The organism is Nostoc sp. ChiVER01, from assembly GCF_034531155.1.
In the GTDB taxonomy this organism is placed as follows: domain Bacteria; phylum Cyanobacteriota; class Cyanobacteriia; order Cyanobacteriales; family Nostocaceae; genus Nostoc.
The window spans coordinates 221,373-239,124 of record NZ_JAVRBS010000005.1 but is presented as its reverse complement, the minus strand read 5'-3'; the positions used below and the strand labels follow the sequence as shown (position 1 = coordinate 239,124).

General features: G+C 42.7%; 18 protein-coding genes. All 18 read right to left on the bottom strand.

What is annotated here, in order from left to right; genetic code table 11:
• Positions 1-37: 37 nt before the first annotated feature.
• Entirely contained in the window at positions 38-211 is a 174-nt protein-coding gene (locus tag RMY00_RS09565; RefSeq protein WP_322647305.1) for a hypothetical protein, read from the bottom strand.
• Positions 212-345: 134 nt separating this feature from the next.
• Positions 346-1,368: a spore photoproduct lyase family protein gene (locus RMY00_RS09560; RefSeq protein ID WP_322647386.1), complete on the bottom strand. Its 1,023-nt coding sequence runs from the start codon at positions 1,366-1,368 to the stop codon at positions 346-348.
• A 103-nt stretch (positions 1,369-1,471) separates the two neighbouring features.
• On the bottom strand, positions 1,472-1,828 hold the full coding sequence (locus tag RMY00_RS09555) for a hypothetical protein (protein WP_104900334.1): 357 nt from the start codon (positions 1,826-1,828) through the stop codon (positions 1,472-1,474).
• Positions 1,829-2,135: 307 nt separating this feature from the next.
• Positions 2,136-3,440 (bottom strand): glycosyltransferase family 4 protein, encoded by a 1,305-nt coding sequence (locus tag RMY00_RS09550; RefSeq protein ID WP_322647304.1) that lies wholly within the window; start codon positions 3,438-3,440, stop codon positions 2,136-2,138.
• Positions 3,433-4,203, bottom strand: a complete 771-nt coding sequence (locus RMY00_RS09545) for a class I SAM-dependent methyltransferase (RefSeq protein ID WP_322647303.1) — start codon at positions 4,201-4,203, stop codon at positions 3,433-3,435. The genes RMY00_RS09550 and RMY00_RS09545 overlap by 8 nt, the downstream gene beginning before the upstream one ends.
• Positions 4,204-4,306: 103 nt before the next feature.
• Positions 4,307-4,480, bottom strand: a complete 174-nt coding sequence (locus RMY00_RS09540) for a hypothetical protein (protein ID WP_322647302.1) — start codon at positions 4,478-4,480, stop codon at positions 4,307-4,309.
• An 8-nt stretch (positions 4,481-4,488) separates the two neighbouring features.
• Positions 4,489-5,805: a glycosyltransferase family 2 protein gene (locus RMY00_RS09535; RefSeq protein WP_322647301.1), complete on the bottom strand. Its 1,317-nt coding sequence runs from the start codon at positions 5,803-5,805 to the stop codon at positions 4,489-4,491.
• A gap of 92 nt (positions 5,806-5,897) precedes the next feature.
• Positions 5,898-6,098 (bottom strand): hypothetical protein, encoded by a 201-nt coding sequence (locus tag RMY00_RS09530; protein ID WP_322647300.1) that lies wholly within the window; start codon positions 6,096-6,098, stop codon positions 5,898-5,900.
• 39 nt (positions 6,099-6,137) lie between these two features.
• Entirely contained in the window at positions 6,138-7,181 is a 1,044-nt protein-coding gene (locus RMY00_RS09525) for a glycosyltransferase family 2 protein (RefSeq protein ID WP_322647299.1), read from the bottom strand.
• Between the two features lie 17 nt (positions 7,182-7,198).
• Positions 7,199-8,236, bottom strand: coding sequence for a glycosyltransferase family A protein (locus tag RMY00_RS09520; RefSeq protein ID WP_322647298.1), 1,038 nt, complete (start codon positions 8,234-8,236; stop codon positions 7,199-7,201).
• A gap of 55 nt (positions 8,237-8,291) precedes the next feature.
• A complete protein-coding gene (locus RMY00_RS09515) occupies positions 8,292-9,338 on the bottom strand; it encodes a polysaccharide deacetylase family protein (protein ID WP_322647297.1) in 1,047 nt (348 codons plus the stop codon).
• Positions 9,335-10,093 (bottom strand): methyltransferase domain-containing protein, encoded by a 759-nt coding sequence (locus RMY00_RS09510; protein ID WP_322647296.1) that lies wholly within the window; start codon positions 10,091-10,093, stop codon positions 9,335-9,337. Before RMY00_RS09510 ends, RMY00_RS09515 begins: the two co-directional genes overlap by 4 nt.
• The gene (locus RMY00_RS09505; RefSeq protein ID WP_322647295.1) at positions 10,090-11,031 is read right to left on the bottom strand and encodes an NAD-dependent epimerase/dehydratase family protein; all 942 of its coding nucleotides are present in this window, start codon (positions 11,029-11,031) and stop codon (positions 10,090-10,092) included. Before RMY00_RS09505 ends, RMY00_RS09510 begins: the two co-directional genes overlap by 4 nt.
• 53 nt (positions 11,032-11,084) lie before the next feature.
• Positions 11,085-11,972: a class I SAM-dependent methyltransferase gene (locus RMY00_RS09500; RefSeq protein ID WP_322647294.1), complete on the bottom strand. Its 888-nt coding sequence runs from the start codon at positions 11,970-11,972 to the stop codon at positions 11,085-11,087.
• Between the two features lie 22 nt (positions 11,973-11,994).
• A complete protein-coding gene (locus RMY00_RS09495) occupies positions 11,995-13,257 on the bottom strand; it encodes a glycosyltransferase family 2 protein (protein WP_322647293.1) in 1,263 nt (420 codons plus the stop codon).
• Positions 13,258-13,278: 21 nt separating this feature from the next.
• On the bottom strand, positions 13,279-15,018 hold the full coding sequence (locus RMY00_RS09490; RefSeq protein WP_322647292.1) for an ABC transporter ATP-binding protein: 1,740 nt from the start codon (positions 15,016-15,018) through the stop codon (positions 13,279-13,281).
• A 95-nt stretch (positions 15,019-15,113) separates the two neighbouring features.
• Complete coding sequence (locus RMY00_RS09485; protein ID WP_322647291.1) at positions 15,114-16,277, bottom strand: glycosyltransferase family 2 protein; 1,164 nt, start codon at positions 16,275-16,277, stop codon at positions 15,114-15,116.
• Between the two features lie 239 nt (positions 16,278-16,516).
• Entirely contained in the window at positions 16,517-17,707 is a 1,191-nt protein-coding gene (gene coaBC, locus RMY00_RS09480) for a bifunctional phosphopantothenoylcysteine decarboxylase/phosphopantothenate--cysteine ligase CoaBC (protein ID WP_322647290.1), read from the bottom strand.
• Positions 17,708-17,752: the final 45 nt, after the last annotated feature.

The window sequence follows — 17,752 nt, the reverse complement described above, 5'->3', positions numbered from 1 at the left end:
CGGAGATGTCTACTGTGTACACACAAATCTTTTAAAGTTACTGCCTAACATAGGGTAGGTTAATCTTTGCAGGTCGATGCAACAAAGGTGCAGGTCGATGCAACAAAGGTGCAGGTCGATGCAACAAAGGTGCAGGTCGATGCAACAAAGGTGCAGGTTGATGCAACAAAGGTGCAGGTTGATGCAACAAAGTTACAGGTCGATGCAACAAAGGTGCAGGTCAAGAGACTTGTGTGTACACCGTAGCTTTACTACGGGAGGGGCTGCTCTTGAAAAGTCGGGGATCTGGCAGCCCCTCAAATGAGTAGGTTAAGAGTTCAAACTGTATTTAAGCGAAGTATTCTTCTAAGTCCAATAAAGAACTTCAGCATTTGGAAAGCGCCTACTAATCTCACTCTCAAAAAAGCTACGCAACGCCTTCATTGTGTCTTTCTCATAAACGTATTTCGTCCCGCCAAACTTATTACGCTTGACACTGCGTTTTGCCTCATCCATCTCTAATTTTGATTGCGGATACCAAGTTTGTAACACTTCTTTTGACCCAGGTGTAAACCGATGGGAGATTAACTCAAAGGTAAGGTTACAATCAAAATCTAGTGCCTTGTTTATCTGGTCAAACAAACGACTATAGTGCATCTGCCAATCATCTATCGGCATAATTGGCGCAATCACCAAACCTATTGGATAACCGCCACCGCCACGCTCTTGTGGTAGCGCCAACCGTCGTAACGCATTCAGTCTAGATGCTACGGATGCCGTGCCACCTTCAAACTTCCCAGAAATCGGTGCTGCATTAACACTCATCCGACAGCGAGTATTCCCATTGTGCGGTAAATCGAGTAATCCATCCACAGCATCAAACTTTGATACCCAACGTAGATGTGCATTGGTACGAGTGCCAAAGTAACGGATACATTCGGCAAGACTTCCAGTTAAATGCTCAATACCCAATGGATCTGTATAACAGCTAACTTCAAAACTTGTGTTTTTACCCTGTTGCTCGTAGTTCGCTAAGTTCTCTAATATCTGCGGTAAGTTGGCAAAAGCGCGGATGACAGGTGGCCCCGACAAACTACCCGCTAGGTAGCAGTATTGACAGTGAGCTGGACAACCTTCGGCAAGGTGAAACTGCCAATCCGCAGAAGGTGGGATGGGACTCAATTTAAAAGAACTGGGTGGTGCAGTAACTACCGCTAAGGTACGCTTGGCGATGTTGTAAGTATCACGCTCAGATTCACCGCGCAGTCCCTTCAGGCGGTTCTGTGATAGTTCTTCTATTGGTAAGTTGAGTGACTGCACACGTTTAAGAATCTGCTGCCCCCAATCCTCATCTAGGGCAGCAGGTGTAAACAGTACCCGTTCAGGTATCCACAACCTTGGCGATCTTGTTTGTGTATCTGATACTGAAACTTGGTCTGTAATGGTATTCAGCAATATCTTTCTCCGTTATTTAGTTTGCTGATTTCTACAATTAATTTTCCAGGACTTGCTTAATTCGTCGTTCTAACAAATCAAGATCCAAACTGCCTTCATCACGGTTAATTCGCCGCACAGTTGAATTAACATTAGCTAAATTAACCAATAAATCTTGAAGAATTTCCTGCTGCTGACGAGCTTGGGTAACTTCGCGTGGTTCCTGTACCAAATCACGCACGATGGTATCTTCAGCACGAGAGGCGATAATTGGATCGTTTTGCCCTTGAACGTGAACAAAGGTTCGTCGGCCTGGGCCCCGCTCCTCTTCTATTGGTATAACTGCTGTCACTTGGTCAGAACGCACATATTTGCCAAATCCCAAATGTACTAGTTCTGATGAGAGTATTTTCATATAATTGAAGCGTTATTTTTATGTCTTACTTATATTGTAAAATCTAGAAAAGTGACTTGAAGGCATAGAGCATACGGGTTATACCCAATTCAAGGTAGTAGTTTCCTTTTCCAGCTTTTGGGCTTGTTCTGGGGTTTGACCAAGCTCAACTAACTCAATTTTTAGGTTAAAGTTCTAACCTTGGCTTTGCTCTGATTCAATGTCCTCATCTGCGATCGCATCCTTTTTGGCTGATCTCACCAAATCGCGTTGCTGAGTAACAAACTTACAAAATTACAGATTCAGTTCTAAGAGGTAAGACAGATTATCAACTGAACAAAAAGTCACGCAATTGCTTACCAATTGCCTCCAAAGAAAAGCACTCCACCACCCGACATCGGGCAAGCTTACCTAGTTCGCGCCCCCAAGCCTGGTTGTCTAAGATACGACCTAGAGTTAAAGCCAGTGCCATAGCATCGCCACGCGGCACTACCAACCCACCCGATGCCTCACCGCCCTCTAGGATATCAGGCACTCCGGGCGCGTCAGTCGCTACCACAGGTAAGCTACAGGACATAGCTTCGATAAGAGCTACGGGAAAGCCTTCGTGTCTGGAGGGGAGAGTATAAACATCAGCAGCCGACAGGTAACGTTGAATTACAGTGCGATCGCGCACATATTCATCTACCCACAGCACCCTATGTAGTTGCATTTCGCCAATCAGTTGATGTAACTTGGCGGCATCGCTGCCTGTTCCTACAAGTAGCAACCACAAGTCTCTTTCAGGGCGATCGCTCAATACCTGCTTCCAAGCATCCAAGAGAATATCCAGACCCTTGCGGTGTATATCAATACGCCCGTGACACACTACCACCTGAGCATTAAGGGGGATATCCAACGCCGTTCTAGCTTCACTACGATCTATAGCCTGCCAATTTATGACATCCAATGGGTTGAAAATTCGTGCTAGCTTTGCAGACGGGATGCCGTAGGAGGACTGCACTCGCTGCACCTCGGTTTGAGTTGCCACAATCAAACCAGCACAAAGTCGCACTGTCAGAGGGCGCAAAGGACGTTCCCATCGTGATAATTGAAAGTCACCTCCCTGGAAAGTTGCAAATACAGGCAAACCGATTAACTTTCCCAAGAGTACGCATACATCAAAACGAGCATATTCGTACTCTTGGCAGAGAATTGCTTGGCAACCTTGGTGCCGCAGTTCCCGCGCCAGTCCGACTAGAGGTGTTGCCAGATAAGGTGATATGTCTTTGAGGATTGCTAAGAGGATGCGGTGGATACCATGAATTTCTCCAATTGCTTCGTTGAGATTCCAAGCATAAGGATTGGGTATATGATGCCGAGCAACGTGGTAAATTTTGGGAGCAGGCAACACACAAATAGTTGCACCTGTAACCTTGTGGGTATAGCGCATAGGTTCAGTAACACGAGCAGAAATACAGAACAGCACCGTCCCCACACCAGCTAGTTTCAAAGCACTGATGTAACCAAACATCCAGCCACCTGTCATCTCGTTACAAAAAGCCTCAAACGAAACCCCGATGGTGTCCAAAAAGTCTTCGATTAAATCGCCCCAGTGTAGCAAAGCGATTGTCGATTGTAACTGATTATTCATGCTTTTGCCAAACCGATGCGGTTTCTGTACCCATTGAGTGCGGCTGGTGCAGGTAATAACTTAGCCATGTCAGAGGACTAAGCATCTTACACAAAAATTGACGCTGACGGTGAGATAACCGTGAAAATGAAATATCATGACCGAGTACTGTGAGGGGATTGATAAACGTGGCATACTCCTGACAGGGTAAACTTATCAAAACCTGAAGTTCTGTCAAAGTATAGCTACGCCGGACATGACCCCATTCTGCCATAATTTCTGCCTCACTAGGACAGATGGATTTCATAAATTTGTAGTAGGGAAACCGCCAATTTTCATTGGGAGTACTAATCAAAATAAAACCACCTGGTCGCAGCACTCGCAAAGCCTCTGTTATTGCCTTTTGATGATCTGGGACGTGTTCTAAAAGGTCGAACATTGTCACCGCATCAAAGGAGTTATTTTCAAAAGGTAAAGCAGTTGCATCTCCACAGACAAAGCATACCCGTTCTTGTTGGTTGCAGGGAGCTTGAGCATACTCGGGATTTAAGTCTAAGTTGGTAATTTGTGCTTGTGGATATAACAAGGCACTTAAGCCACTTTGTCCACCACCTATTTCGAGAATTATTTGTAATGGTTGGTTGGGAGCAATGTTATGAATAGCACGCATTTTTTCCCGATAAAAAAAGCCTTGGGTGAGTGGTTCGGGGAAAGGATTATGTGCGAGAAACTTTTCTAAAGGTGTCTTATCAGCTGTATTTTGCTTGGATGATAAAGTTAACATAATTAGAATTGGTAATTAATAAACGATATTTTTATTTTTTTGCATTAGCTAATTTGGCACATTCTAATAAAGCTTGCCGCTCTTGAACTTCCATGCAGAGCATTCAAGCTTTGCCTACCCATTTACCGCGCACAAAAGCCCAGGTGATGGCGATATCTGCAAATTCCAGATTGCCGCATCTAAGTGCAAATTTTAAAGCTTGCTTAAACACATCTACTGGAGAATAAAAAGTAGAATTAATAAACTCAAACAACCAAGTTAAATAAGAATTTGACATGGTTATATTTATAACTTAACTTTTTTTGTTATGTGGTTATGTTTTGGCTGACTGGGGAGGGCTTGAAAAGCTGCAACCTTACGGTTATCCATGTAAAATTTCACCCCTGCTAAACATCCAGAAATTTCTGCGAGGAGGGAACTGTGTCTGAATTGAAAGCCTGTTTTAAGTTCTTGTAAAAACCGCTGGTAATAGTAAATTGGCAAAACTAAAAAAAGACGGCGGATATTGCCCCAGTGTTTGTAGTTAGCAAACTGCACTAAAAGCGCTGCAACATGTCCCCGCATATACTGATATGCTTGGTCTTTTAAGCTATCGATGTCTCGGCGATGGTAATGATAAATCACAGCCGTTGGTTCGTAGCGACAAAGCCAGCCTTCTGCAAGAATTCTGTACCAGAATTCGGAATCTTCGCTACATCCAGAAGCCCCTGCTCCGAGACGTTCGTCAAAGTACCCTACCAGATCAAAAGCCTGACGTCGAAATGCCATGTTAGCTCCAGCACCAATTTGCCAAACCGGGACACCTTGAGATTTCATCTCGGTGAAGAACTGAGGATCAAAGGTAACAGTGCGGTATCCCCAACTTGGACCATTAGCACCTTTATGAAAAATTAATTGTGCCTCTGTTTCTAGTTCCGCAGGTAGCATTAACCCGGTGACTACCATGACTTTTGGGTTTTGAAAGCCTTGTTGCAATCGTGCAATCCAATTAGGATGAACCACGACATCATCATCGGTAAAGGCTATGATGTCGCCGATACTGTGGGAAATGCCAGTATTGCGGGCTACACTCAGCCCAGGACGTGGTTCTAAGACATATTGAATATCGGAGAATTGAGCAACTAGTTGATGTGTAGCATCCGAATTTGGAACATTATCTACAACTATAATCTGTTGGGGAGGTCGGGATAAATTTTGCAGCGATCGCAAACATCTTGCCAACTCCTCTGGTCGGTTGCGCGTACAGACGACTACAGAAACAGTAGCACTTACAGGTTGCGAACAAGTTTCCTGGAGTTCTTTGAGAGGTTGCTTTAATGCCATAAGAAACTGGAAGTTTTCCAGTTTAGACAATTTAGATGTTTTGCTACTGGAGCTAAAAAGGCGATCGCCAACTGCCAAAGCGATGGTTTGTACAGCCAGATTAGCTAGTTGCGTAGCAGGCATTGGTAACTGGGCAGCTAATATCTCTTGATGACCAAGAGGAACGCCTTGCCACCAAAACACCACATAAAGTCCCCCAAACTCAGGTATTAAGGGTAACTTGGAGAATTTTTGACTCAGTTCTAGGTGTAGAACCTGCCAAGGCTTAAAGGGCTTCATAAGCATCACCTTCACTCATTTGCTCAACGCGCCGTTAACTTCCACAACCAATTCCCTTAAGCGAGACGAAGTTATTAAACAGAATTCAGGAGTCAGGAGCCAGAATTCAGAATTGAATTCTGATAGCGCAGCGATAGCGAGTCTACGAGCGTCACGAAAAAGTGGATGAATAAGCGGCGTTTTTGCACCCCCTCCAAATCATAGATTTGGTGGTCAACTTTCGTAGTGGCGGGTCTGAATCCCCCACTTTCTTGTTCTGACTCCTGACTTCTGACTTCTGAATTCTTCTTCATTTCAATCTACTAGACTTGATATAACAATATGCTAAAAAACTATGTCTTTTTTTGGCGAGATGGCATACCCTTGCGTAAATACCGCCAACTGTAACGTCCTCCTTCCAGTAAGAAAAACTTTATAACTGAACAGATAATTCTCAAGGAGGAATTACATTTAAACGCTTCTTTAATCTGAGCGATCGCCCTACTCAAGTTACCCCCAATCAACATTTGCCGTGCTATTTCAATGGCCCAGCGAGCATATTCCTTTCTTGCTTTATTTAAAAGTTCCTGAGCGTGGCGTTTAGGCAAATAGGCGCTCAAGTAGGATTCAATAATCTCAGTTGCTATACGCATATCTCGAACTAACTCACCAGTAGCCGCAGAATTTCCAGTCAGAGAGCCAGAGCGCTTGACGCGATATGCCGCTAGTGGCTCGACTTCAAACCAGACTGGGTAATGGGCAGCAATTCTCACCCACATTTCCCAGTCTTCACCAGCACAGGAAAAACAAGGGTTGAATCCGCCGAGTTTTTCATAGACATCGCGTCGTACCACAATTGAAGGCGTGGTTAGGCGTTGTCCAGCAGCAATTTGCTCCAACCAATTACTGAGAATGCCACTTTCAGGTAGCTCTAAGAGGGAAATGCTTTGCCAGTGTCCTTGCTCATCAATGTAAAGGCTGCGACAGAAGGCAGCGCCTATCTCTGGTTTCTGCTCAAAAGCTTGTTGCAGCTTGCGATAAAAGCCATCACGTACATAATCATCTCCATGTAGCAGATGAATCAATTTGCCACGCGATCGCTGCAAGCAGGTTGCAAAATTTCTGATATAGCCTACGTTTGCTTTCTGTCGGTAGAAACCAACACGGCCTTGTCCCAATTCTTCAACAACTGTAGCTGGATCGTCCTGAGTAGAGCCATCATCAATCACCTCAATCTGCATGACTTCAGCTCCAGGATCTTGAGCTAACACGCTAGCCAATGTCTGGCGCAAATAATTGGCACAATTAAAGGTAGGAATCATTACCGACCACAGAGGGCGGGGCATTCCATCTGGAACGGGTGTAATGGCAGTAGGATAGGAATGTTTCTTACTCATGGAAAATTAAACAAGCATTACTTAATCACACTATTACGCTGCCGTTGTGCCTGTAACCAATGACGCGTGGGTACGGGCAATATCCACCGTCCTATTAATTTCAATAAATCTTTCATCTGCCTCAGCATATACTGGAATCCTTCTTGTATCAGCATTGCCAAATATTGATTCAGTTCTAACAGGCGGTACAAGATAGGATGGTGATACGGCCAGAGCGCGTGTTGGAGAACCTGCCAGACTTCGGTATTCTCAATTTCTTGTACAGACAAATAATCTGCTAGCCAGTTGAGGTAAGTCAGGCGTGCTGGATTAGGTTGTGAGCCATGCCATTGTCCTGTTTTTGTAGCAACAGAGCAGCATTGATCTGGATGCTGCCGATATCTGCTGTCGTAGGAATCACCTAGCACGAAGACGGGTGACTTGAGATAAATTTTGGCGAAAAAGGCTTGATCCTCATACATACCTCGGAATGTGTCCTCAAATCCACCTATATCTTCGATTACCTGCTTTCGGATGAGAACACTACATATTCCTGGTGTTGGTGTCTGGAATTCGTCTTGCAAGACAAGAACGAGCAAATCTGGCGGTTGCATCAGCGTATTGGACGGAATGCCAACTCTTCGTAGACTGTCGTGCTGAAGGTCTTCTGGATTTCCTGTCCAGCTAAACCAAAACTGAGTAGACCCATAAACCATGCCTGTCTCAGGTTGTAAGTCTAAGATTGCCACCTGTTGTTCTAGTTTGTGCGGCAACCAGACATCATCAGCATCTACGAAGGCGATATATTCACCTTTGGCATTGCTGATACCTAGATTGCGCGCCGCACTCATACCACAATTCTGGTGTCCTTCATGCTCCAGGTAGCGTACTTTACCAGGGTACTGTTGGGCAAAACCTAGAGCAATAGCAGTGCTGCTGTCGGTTGAGCCGTCATCTACTAGCAAAAGTTCCCAATTTTTATAAGTCTGAGCAAACACGCTTTCGATCGCTTCCTGAATGAATTTCTCACCATTTAAGAAGATAATGATGCCGGAGACTAATGGCTTGTGAATCATTAGATTTCCACCCTTGTATAAATTCATATTTGTTGAAGCAGTATCGAGCGATCGCTCACTCATCAAACAACCACCCCTTTAGCTGACGAGCAAACTCATCTCCATCCCAATCTTCGACTACAACACGAGGTAGCTGAAAACAGTCGGCGTGTCGCCCGATACTATAAGCAATAGTAGTGGAGCAGGCGCGGGCAAATCCGGCTGCTCGCACAATGGGGATTGTTTCGGCCGTATAATCCCCGTATGGATAAGCGAAACTAGATACTGAGTGTCCTAAAATCTCCTCTAACTCTGCTTTGCCACGCTGGATTTCCTCTTGTTGTAAAGGCGCTGGTAGGGCAGAGAGGAAAGGATGTGTTACTGTATGAGCGCCAACTTCTATGAGTCCTCCTTGCTCTAGAACAGACAATTCGGTTGATGTTAAAGAGCGGTGAGTCAGGCGGCTTGACGGCTTCGCGCCTGTCCATACCAGTAGTTGAGCGAGAATCTTTTGTCGTTCGTTTTCCGGCAAAGGGCGCAGTAAAGGATAAAGCGAGCAGTAAAGAGAATGGCGAGGAGTGGGACTATCCTGTCTTGAAGCACGCCAAGAATGATGGTGTTGATAGGACTCCTTGCTGTAGTAGGTCGATGCGCCTAATTCCCATTCATAGCTGCTGCCATTAATCGTGAGAACAAGTTTTTCTGGTAATGTCCCTGGTTGCAGCAACAGCCTTTCCAGTTGATCCCACCAAAATTCATGCTGACTCCCTATATGCCCACTAGTCACAAAGACCGTTGCTGGTTTGTCATAGTGTTCTAATAATGGTTTAGCGTTATCAAGATTATCGGCATAACCATCATCAAAGGTGATCACAAACTGTCGATGTGGATGCTTTCCCTGCTCAAGAGTCTGGGTCAATTGCTGCAACTGTACCACGCGACCAAATCTGTGTAAAACTTCCAAGTGTTCGGCGAAGTGACTTGGGCTAACGCATAGCGACCACGGGTCAGAATCCACTTGAGCAACGCGGTGATAAAGCAGGATGAGTCCGCCTGGTGTGAGTCGTTTTCTGATCCGCCGAGCAGTCTGCCGCAGTTTACTTAAACCTGGTAAGCTAATCATATCACCTCCGATTTCACGGCTCTAACTGTGATAATGACTTCATAATGGCGATCGCGGTGATCTAGTTCTTCTCGGCGTAGTTCTTCTACTGCCAGCCCCTGGAGAAAGGAAATTGCTGCTAGTACATTCCCATAACTCTCGACTTTGACATTAGATTTAGGGAAGACTTCTTCAAATAGCCGTTGTGCTGATAAGCTTGTAAAGCTCCAATACCAAGAACCATTGTACTCGTCGTCATCGTTGTTGATCTGGCTGATGCCAGGAAAGGTAGCCAGCACTACTCCACCTGGTTTAAGGATGCGGTGGATCGTTTTGAGTGCTGCCTTGGTATCGTAAATCATTTGCAGCGTCTGCGTCACTACTAAGCAGTCGAAGCTGTCTGATGGAATCTGGTCGGCACAGGTCAAGTCTGCTATAATTGTCGCCTCTAGATTGCCCTCAATGACATCAAGCACGTCGCTTTTGACAACGCGATCGCCGCCAAACTTTTGGGTATAGGAGTTGTCTTTAATCTCCAATACGCGCCCGTGAATGTCTTCAGCATAATCAGCCAGAAAATTTTCAATGTAGTAACGGTCAACCGGATCTCCTCGGTCAAAGCCAAACTCTTGGCTAATAGGTTCTACCCGCCGCAAGCTTCCGAATTTTACCTTCCCCACTGATGGAGGATAGCGATCATCTTGCCTTTGAGTCGCTAGCCAACTATAGGCAGCAGGCAATGTCCGCCGTGCTATCAGCTTGATTAGATTTTTCATGTCATTCTTTCTTTATGCATTGATTCGATTAAAAGATGACACCCAGACTCAATAGACCATTGAGGTCTAAAACCCAGAGTCGATGTGGCTCTTGATATATCAGCCTGTGAATCCTGAATTTCTCCTAAACGGGGTGAAGCATAATTAATTTTTGCTTTCCATTGGGGGAAGTAAGTTTTCAAAATATCCATAAGTTTGATAATAGAAGTTGACTTTCCTGTACCAACATTACAAGTTAAGCTTGTGCCAGGAGACAAGGGAATAGTTAAGGCATTGGTCAATGCGATCGCTGCATCTTTAACATAAACAAAGTCTCTCGTTTGAGAACCATCGCCATAAATGGTAATGGGAACATTCTGCTGCATTGCTGTAGCAAATAAGGAAATAACACTAGCGTAATGAGAATCTGGTTTTTGTCGAGGGCCAAATGTATTGAATAAGCGTAGTGCTACAAAGCTAAAGTTAAGTTTTTTGGTAAATAAATTGCCGTATTGCTCACTAGCTAGTTTGTGCAAACCGTAAGGAGAAGTAGGATAAGAGTTTAGTTCTTCGGTAATTAAGGGCTTTGATACATTTCCATATACAGCAGCCGAGCTAGCAAAGACGAATCTAGGGATATTTAAGGCTTCGCACAGTTGAATGACAGCCATTGTTGTCGAGAGATTATTGTGATGAGTCTCTAGTGAGCGCAACCAAGATTCTCTAACAGATGAAGTTGCTGCCAGGTGGGCAATTCCATCAATACGACTGACAAAATCTTTGGGCTGGCAAGTTAAAATATCTTTTTCCAATAGCTCTAAACGAGGATGCTCAGGCAGATTGAGTCGGCTACCTGAAGTCAAATTGTCTACTACAGTTATGCTATGACCTTTTGATAAAAGCTCTTCTACGAGGTGAGAGCCAATAAAACCAGCACCACCAGTAACAACAAAATGCATGACTAACGCTTAATGTGAATAGAAAGTTAGCAAATTCTTAAATTTCAACTTATTTAAATTTTTTGCAGTTCAAATGTCAGGTATTGTCCAATCCACGATCGCCGCACAATCTGAAAATTTCCCGCTATCCATTGCTGAATTTCTGATTCTCGAATCCGGACATGATCGCTTTGTAAAGGCCATTTTTGTCTACCGAGACAAGAGAGTTTCTGAACAAATGTGCGTTCCCAATGAGTTACACCCAGATTTATATAGCTTCGAGCCACGAAATCGCGCCAAAGTGGTTCCATATCCTCCAGAATAACTAGGAAACGGCCTCCTGCTCGCAGTACGCGATAAACCTCATGAAAAACTTGTTCTGGCTGATGGGCATGATTCATGCTCCAAAAGGACATTACGGCATCGAACGATTGCTTAGAGAATGGTAGATACTCTCCGATGCCTCGGACAAACAAGGGTTTCGTCTCTACGCAGGGATAACGCTTGGCGATTAATGTCCACTCAGCACCGAGCCATTTTAAGCTAGGTTCCAGTAGGATATATTGCACATCTTTAGGTAGAAAGTGACGCACAACTCCATTTCCTCCACCAATATCTAACACGAGTCCTGATAGTGTGGCTAAAAGGGGAGCATAGGGGGTGTAATCGTTGGCAAAGCACGATTCTGCATGGAGGGGGATAGCTATCAAATCACTGTACCATTGCTCCATCTCCTGCTGACGCTCTCCCCACTGATTCCATTCATTTTCTACTAAATGATGGGGGAGAAGGTCGATACAATTTTTCTGAACCTGAGGAAATTTTTGAGCGCATGAGGTACAAGCGATCGCATCAGGATAAAAATTTAGTCTGGCTTGACATAATGGACAAACCAGTAGGTTTTGGAGGAAATCGACATTAGCTGGCTTGGTGAAATCTATCTGTATCTCATTTTTAGACATGATTAATTAAGATTTAAGAAAATTACCTGCGAATCTGCTCAATACGCCTTAAAGAGCGGGAATATTCTCCTAGAATGCCTACAATTCCCCCCCACAATTCTGCTAAAATCATGTTTGGCGGTAAGACATGACGACCCCTCAAACTATTTTTTAATTGCTTTAATTGATCCCTAAACCACCACCAGACAAGACGGCGCAATTTGGAACGTTGGGGAGGGTCACTTTGGTAACATTTAACTACAAAAGCCATGAATCCTAATCCCCAAGTCCAATATTGGCGACGCAGTTGGGTATATTTCCGACGGTGCTGGTGAAACACCAAATATTTGGGTTCGTATACCAGTGGATAACCTGCTCGAATCACCCGATAAAAAATATCCAAATCCCCACCACCTGGCAAAGTTGCTCCTGTATCCAAAGCCTCATCAAAGCCGCCGATTTCTAATAAAATATTCCGGCGCAAACTCATATTGCAACCTGCTCCGAAGATTCCTGCTCCACAAGGGTGTAGCGGATTACCTGGTAAAACTTGACCGTAGCGAATTTTTTCAAAACCGCGACGAAAGCCGCCTCTTTGTTCAAAGAGAATTTGAGCGTCTGCAACTAACTCGTAAGGCAGTACCAGTCCGGTAAAAGCGGCAGCATCAGGATTTTCTGTCCATGCTTCCATCAAACCTTCTAGCCATTTTCGGTCTACAAGAACATCATCATCTAAGTAAGCCACAAGCTCTCCCATTGCTGAATGCAAAGCGCAATTTCGGGCAAAGTCTAAACCAGGTTTTGGTTCTCGAACATAACGGACTTTAGGGAATGAGGCTACTAGTTCTTTGGTGCGTTCATCACTAGGAGCATTATCAATTACCAAAATTTCCCATTCCCACGCAGATGGTTGCAAATTTAGTAAAGATTGCAAGCACCGAGCTAAATTTTCTGGGCGATCTTTGGTACAAATTGCCACCGTTAAAGAAGGCAAAGGTATTTTAAAGAAGAGACTCGCAGGGGTAGTGTCCCCGTGTACCCGTATCCCCGCGTCTTCTTGTTGATGCTCTAAAGCCGTCAATTCTTCCCGAATACTCTCCTGAAGTAGTTTAGCTCCTGCCTCTTCGGCGATAAATTGACTTAGGTTTTCTGGGGTGATTTGACTACTTGCTGGTAGTGCTTTCATCAAAAAACCGATAGGCCGATCTTTGCGTCGCAAAATTAGAGCAATACCTGTATCTCTGTTTGAAAGCGATATGGTGGGTAAAGGTTGTGTTACTTCGATTTCTATGATGCTATAGGACATAGTAAAGTTAAGGTTGTTTCCTTAATTGCTAGCATTGCGGTATTGCAAGTGATAAAGCTGGGCAAATAGTCCGTTGATCTTAAGTAACTGTTGAAGATTACCCTGTTCCATCACCCGTCCCTCATCCAACACAACGATCTGATCTGCTTGTTCAATAGTAGATAGGCGATGGGCGATGACAATAACTGTGCGATCTTGACTGAGGGTATTGAGAGCATCTTGGATTAAGTGTTCGGCAATACTATCGAGAGCATTCGTCGCCTCATCCAAAATCAGAATCTCTGGGTTGCGGACAATAGCACGAGCTAAGGCTATGCGCTGTCTTTGTCCTCCTGAGAGGCGAATTCCGCGATCGCCTACCTTAGTGTCGTAACCTTGAGGTAGTTGACTAATAAATTCATGGGCATTGGCAAGTTTTGCAGCTGCGATAATTTCCTTTTTTGTCGCATCTAACCGACCATAGGCAATGTTCTCCAGCACGGTTGTACTAAACATGTAGATATCCTGACTGACAATGGCAATTTGATTACGCCAGTCAGTTAAATTCAATTCTTTTATGGGGAAATTGTCGATATAAATTTCTCCTGAGCTAGTATCATAAAATCGGCATATCAAGCCAATGATTGTGGATTTACCTGCTCCCGAAGGGCCCACTATAGCAGTGGTTTTACCTCTGGGAATACAAATTGAAATATCTTGAATTGCAAGTTTATCCTGAGGATTGTAGCGAAACTCAACAGATTCAAAATAAATTCCTTGCTCCAAACTTTTAAAAGGAATACTACCAGAATGAATATAAGGTTTATCAGAAGATTCTAAAAGGGACATTACTTCATCTACAGAACTACTTAAAGCCAGTAGACTGACACGAGAGCTATCTAATTGCTGTACCCGAGGTTGTAGGCGATAGAGAATAAATATAAAAGTTAGTAAATTAGGTAATGCATTCCGGTCTATCAACAGTGCAATCACGAGGATTAACATTAGTATAACTGCCGATAAAATTTCAGATATCGGTTCTACTATTCCTGATACAATATCAAGTTTAAAAAATGTATTGACCACCTTATTTGATGCAGTATCAAAAAGCTCTTGTTCATAAGCTTCACGCCCAAAAGCTCTGATAACTTTCATCCCTGAATACCCTTCCCACATCCGTTTTGCTAGAGCAGAATTAGCCTCTACTGCTTGTTCTCCCAGATGTTTTACCTGACGTGTAACGAACCTGATCCCAAGAGAAACCAAAATTATTAAGACAGATACTAACAAAGTTAGTTGCCATGAAATCAGTAGCAATATAATTGTATAAACAACAACTGTACAGTTAGTGATGATGATCCCAATTAGGGTAGATAAAGCCTGACCAGTTCGCCAAGTTTCACTAGCCAGCGTGTTCATCAACTCGCTTGATTCATTCTTTTCTAAGAAGCTATAGCTTAAAGTCAAAAGTTGTTGGAAAATTCCTGATCGCAACCGATGTCTAATTTGTGCATTTAACCAAGCAAATAATATTGAATTACCATAAACCAAGCAGTTTTTAAAAAAAATACTACCTAAAATACAAAGAGTAATAATTATAAAACGGTTATTCGTTGAAACATGAATAAATATTCGATTGAGAAAATCTACAAAAAAATTGCTGCTTGCAACTGATGAACTTGTCTGAACCACACTTTGCAACAGTGGAATAAATAAGCTGATTCCCAGTCCTTCAAAAAAAGATGATAGTATCCCTAAAATGACAACGATCACTATTGCCATAGGATAATTTTTCAGTAAAGGCAATAGCCTTTTAATTAACTTAATTTCTGGAATTTGAAGTTTTTTACTCAAAATCTTTTTGAGGAACCCTATTCTTAATTGATTGATAATTCAAATGCTTGAGAAAACCGCAAAATTTGCAACCATCTTTGCAATTTAATTCTATCGTATTGCTTCGCCGAGTTTTGCTGTTTGTTAATTTCTATCTGATTCTCTGTAATTGCAATTAAAAAATCTACATATGATATTTTATGATATTTTCTAATTTTGAAATATCTATACAAATAGTCATGTTTAAGACCCATGAAAGACATAATTGGTTCAAGTACAATTTTTAAAATAACTTTAATCCAAAACTGGTATTTGAATAATGTAAAAACTTGAATATAGTCTAATTTTATGCCTTTATATCCAAAACTCAGAGTATTCCAATAATCTCCACACTCCTGACTTGCTCTTAATAAGTAGAAATAAAAATTACTAGCAGACAAATTGTAAATATAATTAGGAATTTGTGGATGCCTTTGTCGAAATTCTGCTATCAACAGATTGTAAGATTTTTCCATTGAAAGATAATTACAAGACATACTTCCTTTTACGTGACGGTAACCAATCAAAAATTCTCTTACTACCCCAAACTTATAATGTTCAGCAATACGCAGATAAAGATGCCAATCTTCGCAACCTTGAGCATTATACGCCTTAAACTTGCAGTTGTAAAAACCAACTTTTTCTAAACAAGAGCGCCGTATCAGAGGTGCACTAGAATTGCCTATAAAGTTGGTGTAAACTAGCGCAGGGTAAACAATTCCCTCCACAGTAAGGAAATTTTTATAATCTTCAATATTACTTATCCCAAAAATTAAATCGTTTTCATCAATCCTCAGTGACCAGGCGTAGACTAATCCTAGAGATTGGTCTGCTTCCAACATGTATTGCACTTGCTTTTCTAGTTTTTGGGGATACCAAATATCATCGGCGTCAATTGGTGCTATATATTCACCCCTAGACTTTTCAATTGCTAAATTGCGAGCAGCGGCTACCCCTGCATTTTTCTGTTTTAATAGAATTACACGATTGTCTTTCTCAATAAAAGATTTTACGATTTCACCAGTTCTGTCTTCGGAACCGTCATCAACAACTAACACTTCAATATTTATATACGTCTGAGTGAGTATAGAATTCAATGTCCGTTCAATAAAAGTATCAGCATTGTAGGCCGGTACAATAACAGAGACTAAAGGGGATTCTATTGTCATGTTGTTAACTGTGCTATAATCTAATAAATCAAGATTTTGTGAACTATTTATATAAGGCTCCTATTTGATTTTTGAACAATCAAGCTGATTAAAAGCTTGATATATAAAGCTTGACTTCTTACATCAATTTCTAGTTACAGTAAATGATGTAATTTAAAATGTCAATATATCTGTTAAGACGCACAAAGAAATTTATTTTTGTGTCTTGGCGCGGTACTAGTGATTAGGGAAATTGTTGATCAAAATAGGACAAAATCAAATAAATGATGGGCCATTTCTAATTTAGAACAAGGTGCAATTGCAAGCTTATTAGCTTGATTATCTAAAAATATTGCTTGATTATTATCACTCCCAAAACCACTATCAGGTTGATCGATGGGATTAGCAACAATAGCATCAAGTTTTTTACTCTGTAACTTTTCTAATGCAGGCTTGATAATATCCCCAGTTTGTGCTGCAAAACCAATTAATATCTGATGCGGCTGTTTAAGTTTTGCTAATTGGGCGACTATATCGGGTACAGGTTCCAGGGGTAAAGCTTGGGGGAGCGATCGCTTGGGTAATTTCTCTGTACTATAATCTCGTGGCTTCACATCTGCAACAGCTGCTGACATAACAATGACATCAGCGTTGGGTAAATATTCCAGCATAGCCTGCTGCATTTGCTCGGCACTAATAACGGGAATAGCTTGGACTCCTAATGGTACATCCCAATTAGCTGGGCCATGTACTAGCGTGACACTTGCGCCTCGGTGAAGTGCCGCTTGTGCTAAAGCTAATCCCATTTTACCTGTGGAAGGATTACCAATAAACCTCACTGGGTCAAGATATTCTCGCGTTCCCCCAGCGCTAATTAATACTCGTTTCCCTACTAAATCTCGTTTCCCCTGAGTGTGTAACAGCGATTGGATGTGAGCCAAAATTTCTGGAGGTTCTGCTAATCTACCAGCACCGACGCGATCGCACGCTAATAATCCTGATGCTGTATTCATTCCATGATATCGGCTATCTGTCAATAGCTGTTGCCAATTTCGCTGCACTGATAACTGTTCCCACATATCCGTATTCATTGCGGGTGCTAACAACACGGGACAAGTAGAAGCCAGCACGGTATTTGTGAGCAAATTATCCGCCATTCCGTAGGCTAGCTTTGCTAATGTATTAGCTGTTAAGGGGGCAATTACCATGACATCCGCCCATTCACCCAACTCAATATGCAACGGGCGAGAGTGAGTTGGTTGCCAAAAATCATCATCTGTGTAGGCGGGATGACGAGATAGGGTGGCTATTGTCAGAGGCGTGATAAATTCTTGCGCCGAACGGGTGAGGATAACTCGAACCTCCACCCCAGTTTTAAACAGCGTCGAAACTAATGTACAGATTTTGTAGGCGGCGATACCGCCACCTACAGCAATTAGAACTCTGTTCAATTTTGGATTTTGAATTTTGAATTAAGTGGTAAGGGCATTGTAACT

Coding starts and splice junctions, on each gene's coding strand:
- RMY00_RS09510 (WP_322647296.1), bottom strand. CDS start 10,093: ATGAAAAATCTAATCAAGCTGATAGCACGGCGGACATTGCCTGCTGCC.
- RMY00_RS09555 (WP_104900334.1), bottom strand. CDS start 1,828: ATGAAAATACTCTCATCAGAACTAGTACATTTGGGATTTGGCAAATAT.
- RMY00_RS09535 (WP_322647301.1), bottom strand. CDS start 5,805: ATGAAGCCCTTTAAGCCTTGGCAGGTTCTACACCTAGAACTGAGTCAA.
- RMY00_RS09485 (WP_322647291.1), bottom strand. CDS start 16,277: ATGACAATAGAATCCCCTTTAGTCTCTGTTATTGTACCGGCCTACAAT.
- RMY00_RS09515 (WP_322647297.1), bottom strand. CDS start 9,338: ATGATTAGCTTACCAGGTTTAAGTAAACTGCGGCAGACTGCTCGGCGG.
- RMY00_RS09540 (WP_322647302.1), bottom strand. CDS start 4,480: ATGTCAAATTCTTATTTAACTTGGTTGTTTGAGTTTATTAATTCTACT.
- RMY00_RS09500 (WP_322647294.1), bottom strand. CDS start 11,972: ATGTCTAAAAATGAGATACAGATAGATTTCACCAAGCCAGCTAATGTC.
- RMY00_RS09520 (WP_322647298.1), bottom strand. CDS start 8,236: ATGATTCACAAGCCATTAGTCTCCGGCATCATTATCTTCTTAAATGGT.
- RMY00_RS09550 (WP_322647304.1), bottom strand. CDS start 3,440: ATGAATAATCAGTTACAATCGACAATCGCTTTGCTACACTGGGGCGAT.
- RMY00_RS09505 (WP_322647295.1), bottom strand. CDS start 11,031: ATGCATTTTGTTGTTACTGGTGGTGCTGGTTTTATTGGCTCTCACCTC.
- RMY00_RS09490 (WP_322647292.1), bottom strand. CDS start 15,018: ATGGCAATAGTGATCGTTGTCATTTTAGGGATACTATCATCTTTTTTT.
- RMY00_RS09530 (WP_322647300.1), bottom strand. CDS start 6,098: ATGAAGAAGAATTCAGAAGTCAGAAGTCAGGAGTCAGAACAAGAAAGT.
- RMY00_RS09525 (WP_322647299.1), bottom strand. CDS start 7,181: ATGAGTAAGAAACATTCCTATCCTACTGCCATTACACCCGTTCCAGAT.
- RMY00_RS09545 (WP_322647303.1), bottom strand. CDS start 4,203: ATGTTAACTTTATCATCCAAGCAAAATACAGCTGATAAGACACCTTTA.
- RMY00_RS09495 (WP_322647293.1), bottom strand. CDS start 13,257: ATGTCCTATAGCATCATAGAAATCGAAGTAACACAACCTTTACCCACC.